Source organism: Deltaproteobacteria bacterium (assembly GCA_019309045.1).
Lineage (GTDB): Bacteria > Desulfobacterota > Syntrophobacteria > BM002 > BM002 > JAFDGZ01.
The window spans coordinates 1-5,826 of sequence record JAFDGZ010000130.1 but is presented as its reverse complement, the minus strand read 5'-3'; the positions used below and the strand labels follow the sequence as shown (position 1 = coordinate 5,826).

The following is a 5,826-nucleotide window of genomic DNA, read 5'->3' as shown; positions in this document are numbered from 1 at the left end:
CTGGAAAGGAGGATAGATGCGGTCAGGGCCACAAAGAAGATACACATCCCGGTTGTGCTGAGCCGCGAGGAAGTACGCCAGCTGATCCATCTTCTCGCGGGCCCGCCCCAACTGATCGTCAAACTGCTCTATGGCAGCGGTCTTCGAATCACAGAGGCAGTCAGGCTCAGGGTAAAGGATATTGACTACGACATGAGGCAGATTACGGTTCGTTCCGGCAAAGGCGCAAAGGACAGAGTAACCACCTTTCCCGAAACGATTACCCCCTTGCTCAACAACCACCTGGCCAAGGTGAGGATCCTTCACGAACAGGACCTGGCCGCAGGGTATGGTGAGGTTTTTCTTCCCTATGCTCTCGCCCGCAAATATCCAAAGGCGGCCAAGGAATGGGGTTGGCAATATGTGTTTCCTTCCCGCCGGCTTTCCACGGATCCCAGAAGCGGCAAGGTCCGGAGACATCATGTGGACCCCAGTGTAGTGAACAAGGCCATCAAGGTTGCTGCCAGGACACTGGGATTAAAGAAAAAGATAAGTGCCCATACATTCCGCCATAGTTTTGCCACTCATTTGCTGGAGAGAGGTACGGATATCCGGACGATTCAAGCTTTGTTGGGGCACAAGGACCTGTCGGCCACAATGATCTACACGCACGTCTTGCAGCAAGGAGGCTTTGGGGTGGCAAGCCCCCTGGACGACTTGGAAAGCTACTGATTACTCTGCACAACTCCCTCCGATTCTAGAAGCTTTGAGGAGATCTACCTGACAAGTACCTTTTAAGCTGCAATCCCACCTCAGTCTCTCGACGCAGAAGCTTGACCATGCCATTTCCGTCGAATAAAATGACATATCAGGTTGCATTTTGGTTGAGCCGTCCTTAGAGTAATTTTTGTGTCACCACGAAAAACAGAAGATCTAAAGCGCAAATCAAACCCAAGTTGATATCCACCCAGGAACCCGAAAGGATGGAAAAAATGACAGAGCGTCCAGGAATAATCACCATGCGCGGAAATCCCCTGACACTGGTGGGAAATGAGATAAAAGTTGGTGACCAGGCCCCTGATTTTGTGGTGCTCGACAATGACCTCAAGCCGGTGCAGTTTTCCAGCTATCGCGGCAAGGTCTGCATCATCTGCTCGGTGCCCTCGCTTGACACCCCTGTATGCGACATGGAAACCAGACGGTTCAACAATGAGGCTGCCAGCCTGTCAGATGAGGTGGCCATACTGACCGTGAGCATGGATCTGCCCTTTGCCCAGAAAAGGTGGTGCGGTGCTGCCGGTGTTGACAGGGTGCAGACCCTGTCGGACCATAGAGAGGCATCTTTTGGCACGGCCTATGGCCTGCTGATAAAGGAGCTCAGGCTGCTGGCCCGGGCAGTGCTGGTGGTGGACAAACAGGGTAAAGTCACCTATGTGCAGCTGGTGAAGGAGATAGCCGAGGAGCCGGACTATGATGCTGCCCTCCAGGCGGCTAGAGCAGCAATCTGAGGAACCGCCTCTGAGAGCGAGGTCTGTATTGCCGGCTTTTGGGAGACGAGGGTGAGGTGAATTCCGCATGACAAGGATTGTGCTGGCAGTGATGGGGCTGTGTCTGCTGCTTCCCTGGGGGGCAGAGGCAGCAGAAATGAGTGACGCCACAGCCGAGTGTCTGGAGTGCCACCAGAGCATAGCCCCTGGCATGGTCAAGGCGTGGCAGATGAGCCGGCATGCCCAGGTGAGCCCTGCGCAGGCTTTGCAGAAGCCTGCTCTAGAGAGAAGAGTTTCAGCGGCCGGCGTACCGAAGCAGCTGCTGAAAACCACGGTGGGCTGCGCCGAGTGCCACACCTTGAATGCGGCCAAACACCGTGACGTGTTCGAGCACAATGGCTATCAGGTGCATGTCCTGGTGACTCCCGGTGACTGTGCCACCTGTCATCCTGTAGAGGCCGGGCAGTACAAAGAAAACATCATGTCGCAGGCCTACGGCAACCTGAAGAATAACACCCTCTACCGCGACCTGACTACGAGCATAAACGGGGTGCAGTCAATGTCAGGAGATGTCCTGACCCTGCAGCCGCAAAATGAACTCACTGATGCTGACTCCTGTTATTCCTGCCACGGCACTAGAATCGAGCTCGAGGGTATGCAGAGCCGTGACACAGAGATGGGGGAGATGGATTTTCCCGTGCTTTCGGGCTGGCCCAACGAGGGAGTGGGGCGGCTGAATCCGGACGGCACTGTGGGCTCCTGCGCCAGCTGCCACACCATGCACAGGTTCTCCATTGAGATGGCCAGAAAACCTCACACCTGCGCCCAGTGCCACAGTGGGCCTGATGTTCCCGCCTACAAGGTCTACAAGGTGAGCAAACACGGCAATGTCTATAACTCCCTGGGCGGCAAGTGGGATTTTGCGGCGGTGCCCTGGACAGTGGGCAGGGATTTTACAGCGCCTACCTGCGCTGCCTGCCATGTGAGCCTCGTGGCCACGGAAGAGGGAGGCGTGCTGGCAGAGAGAAGTCACCAGATGAGTGACCGACTCTCCTGGAGGATCTTTGGGTTGATCTACGCGCACGCCTATCCCAAATCTGCTGACACATCCATAATCAGAAACTCTGCTGGTCAACCCCTGCCCACGGATCTCAACGGCAAAGCGGCAGCCAGCTACCTGATCGACGGTAAAGAACAGCAGAAGCGCACGGCGGCCATGCAGGCAATCTGTCTGGGCTGCCACAGCCAGAGCTGGGTGGTGGGCCACTGGCAGAGGTTCGAAAACACTATAGAGACCACCAATGCCATGACGCTTACTGCCACCAGGCTGATGCAGAAGGCCTGGGCCGCAGGCCTGGCCAGAGGGCCTGAGCAGAAGGACAGCATCTTCAATGAAGCAATAGAACGGAAGTGGGCGGAACAGTGGCTCTTTTTTGCCAACACTGTCAGATTCTCTTCGGCCATGCTCGGTACTGACTACGGGGCATTCGCCAATGGCAGGTGGTACATGAGCAAGACCATAATGGAAATGGATGATTGGCTCAGATTGCACAGCAGGAAGGTGCAGAAAACCAGGAAGAAGTAAACAACAGATGTGCATTTGTTGCCAGGCAATGAAGCCGATAACAAATGCTGCGGCATTTGCAGTGGCAACCGCCCTGGGGGGTGTGACCACTGGCTCTGTCCATAGGGTGGTGAACTGAGCGGCTTGGCTGATAGTTACTGCCAGGTTGGGGTTTTGACCTTTACGAGCGGTTCGCTGGAAGCGAGGGCGAAATTCACTCTTAGAATTTCAACAGTCACCAACAAGGAGGTACAGGAATGGCAAAGCAGTTGGAAGTGTACAAGTGTGAAGCTTGCGGCAACATCGTGGAAGTGCTGCACGGCGGTGAAGGTGAGTTGGTCTGCTGCGGCCAGCCCATGAAGCTTTTTGTAGAGAACACCGTTGATGCTGCCAGGGAAAAACATGTGCCCGTGGTGGAGAAAACTGCGGACGGTTTCAAAGTGACAGTGGGCAGTGTGGCGCATCCCATGGAAGAGAAGCATTACATCGAATGGGTAGAGGTAATTGCCGGCGGCAAGACTTACCGCCAGTTTCTCAAACCTGGTGAAGCGCCGGAGGCCACCTTCTGCGTAGACGCTGATCAGGTGGTGGCCCGGGAATACTGCAATCTTCACGGCTTGTGGAAAGCCTAGAATCAAGGGCCTGCAGACAACCAACAACAGGTGGTGCGGGTGGGAATCCAGCCCACCCGCATTTTGCTGCTGCTGGAGATGGCGAGGTGAAGTTTGTTGACACTCACCAGAGTCCTATTTACTGGCCATTCTGGTTCCGGGTAATCTTTTGTGCACATGGCACGCAGGGGGATGGCAATGGCTTTTGAGTTTAATGCCGAAGAAATTTTCAGGATGGCTGAACAGATCGAACGAAATGGCGTCAGGTTTTACCGCCGGGCTGCTGAGGTTATCGACGATGCTGCCGTGAGCCAGCTCATGTCAGAGTTGGCCGCCTGGGAAGAGGGGCACGAGAAATTGTTTGCTGCCATGCGGGCGAGGCTTGGCGAAACTGAGAAGCAGCAGACTGTATTCGATCCCGAGGATGAGACTGCCTCCTACCTGAGGGCAATGGCAGATGGGCACGTATTTAACGTGCGCCAGGATGAGGCTGCCATACCTGGCGGTGAGGAAACAGTGCAAGAGATCCTCGAGCAAGCCTTGCAGCGGGAAAAGGACTCCATTGTTTTCTACCTGGGTCTGCAGGAGTTTACCGCTGATGTCTCGGTCAAGAACAAGGTTGAGGAAATCATCAGAGAAGAGATGAAGCACATAGGCTTCTTGAACAAGCAGATGAGGGCGCTTGCTCGCTGAAGCCTGTATGGAAGCCGCATGACTGACAGGACGCCTTTTGCTGGCACAGGGAAAGGATAATATTGCGGTACCAAGGCTGCGAGGGGATGGTGTAGAAATGGCAAGAGTGAAGACATTCACTACCACTCTGGAAATATTCAGGGCCATGAGTGAGCTGGAGGAGCTGGATGAGCGGGTCAATCAGTTCATAAAAGAAAGCAATATAGACAAGGTTATCTGGGTAAGCGATACCTGCACCACAGATGATCAGGGTGCGACCATTGGGCTTATCCGGGTGCTAGCTTATGAATAAGATAATCATCCTTGAAAATACCCAGCATTCTCAATGGCAGAAGTGAACTCGATAATAAGGGCGCTCACCTGCGCCCAGACAAGGCAAAGGAGGTCTAATCATGAAAAATTCCTGGAAATGCAGTAAATGCGGATATACTCTGGAAGCTGAGACGCCGCCGGAGAAGTGCCCCGGCTGTAACGAGACCTGTGAATTTCTCAATGTTACCTGTTACATCCCGGACTGTGGAGATACGGGCAGTGATCCGCGCCTGGGTTCCTGAGTGGTTTGTTTGCTGGATTGACAACCGCTGGCAGCTGTGGAACGGAAGCCCCGGGACACTGCGTCTGAGGATAGAGCGAGGTCTGCAATTGTGAAAATCAAAGTACTGGGGATCTATGGGAGCCCGCGAAAGGGAGGCAATACCGACATTCTGTTGGATCAGGCTCTTGCTGGAGCTGCTGAAGCTGGGGCGGACATAAAGAGGATTTATGCGCGCAAGTTGAAGATCAGCGGCTGTCTGGAGTGCGGCGGCTGCGATGAGACGGGCGAGTGCGTGGTCCAGGATGAAATGACTGAGGTCTACCCGCTCCTTGTGGAGGCCGAGGTGATTTTTCTTGCTTCACCTATCTTTTTCTACGGCGTCACGGCGCAGGTGAAATTATTGATCGACCGGGTGCAGGCGCTCTGGAACAGGAGGCGTCTAGAGAAGCCTGCTGACAAACTGAAAAGCCGTGCTCACGGCCAAGTACTTTTTCGATGCTCTGGATATGACCTACGAACAAGGACTCCTCATCAGCAAGGTAGAGGCCAAAGGTGAAATTCTCGAGCATCCAGAAACAACGATAAAAGCGTTTCAGCTTGGCAAGGAGGCTGTGGAAAAGATGCAGGGATAAGCAGGCATTGCACGAGGCAGCCCTGTTTCGCCAAGGATCCTTGCCAAGGAGCTGCCGCCAACCCGGGTGGCACATGGTGCAGAAGCGTTGGGGAGAGCTGCAGGCTGGAATGCCACGCAGACCTTGAGGACAGACTCAGGAGGCTGCGGCGTTCAACAACATGAAAGGAGGCCGGGGAAACTATGCCAAAAGCGTTGGTTGTTTATGCTAGCAGGACGAATCAGACGAAAAAGATTGCTGAACTGATTGCAGAAGGCATTCGCATGGCCGGCTGCGAAGCGGATGTAGTCAATGTGCGAGACATAAAGGATGAAGAGGCCCTGCG

Annotated in this window: 8 protein-coding genes and 1 pseudogene; all 9 read left to right on the top strand. The window is 54.4% G+C overall.

What is annotated here, in order from left to right:
• Positions 1–711, top strand: a 711-nt coding sequence (locus tag JRI89_16340) for an integron integrase (protein ID MBW2072803.1), incomplete at its 5' end; no start/stop codon positions are given.
• Between the two features lie 260 nt (positions 712–971).
• Positions 972–1,487 carry a thiol peroxidase gene (gene tpx, locus JRI89_16335; protein MBW2072802.1) on the top strand — a complete coding sequence of 172 codons (516 nt, stop codon included), beginning with the start codon at positions 972–974 and terminating at the stop codon, positions 1,485–1,487.
• A gap of 67 nt (positions 1,488–1,554) precedes the next feature.
• Complete coding sequence (locus JRI89_16330) at positions 1,555–3,051, top strand: hydroxylamine oxidase (protein ID MBW2072801.1); 1,497 nt, start codon at positions 1,555–1,557, stop codon at positions 3,049–3,051.
• Between the two features lie 236 nt (positions 3,052–3,287).
• Positions 3,288–3,662 carry a desulfoferrodoxin gene (locus tag JRI89_16325; protein MBW2072800.1) on the top strand — a complete coding sequence of 125 codons (375 nt, stop codon included), beginning with the start codon at positions 3,288–3,290 and terminating at the stop codon, positions 3,660–3,662.
• A 177-nt stretch (positions 3,663–3,839) separates the two neighbouring features.
• Positions 3,840–4,334: a ferritin family protein gene (locus JRI89_16320; GenBank protein ID MBW2072799.1), complete on the top strand. Its 495-nt coding sequence runs from the start codon at positions 3,840–3,842 to the stop codon at positions 4,332–4,334.
• 97 nt (positions 4,335–4,431) lie between these two features.
• Positions 4,432–4,626: a hypothetical protein gene (locus JRI89_16315; protein MBW2072798.1), complete on the top strand. Its 195-nt coding sequence runs from the start codon at positions 4,432–4,434 to the stop codon at positions 4,624–4,626.
• Positions 4,627–4,726: 100 nt separating this feature from the next.
• The gene (locus tag JRI89_16310; GenBank protein ID MBW2072797.1) at positions 4,727–4,888 is read left to right on the top strand and encodes a hypothetical protein; all 162 of its coding nucleotides are present in this window, start codon (positions 4,727–4,729) and stop codon (positions 4,886–4,888) included.
• A 96-nt stretch (positions 4,889–4,984) separates the two neighbouring features.
• Positions 4,985–5,501, top strand: a pseudogene (locus JRI89_16305) (flavodoxin family protein).
• A gap of 182 nt (positions 5,502–5,683) precedes the next feature.
• On the top strand, positions 5,684–5,826 hold a 143-nt coding region (locus JRI89_16300), incomplete at its 3' end, for a flavodoxin domain-containing protein (GenBank protein MBW2072796.1).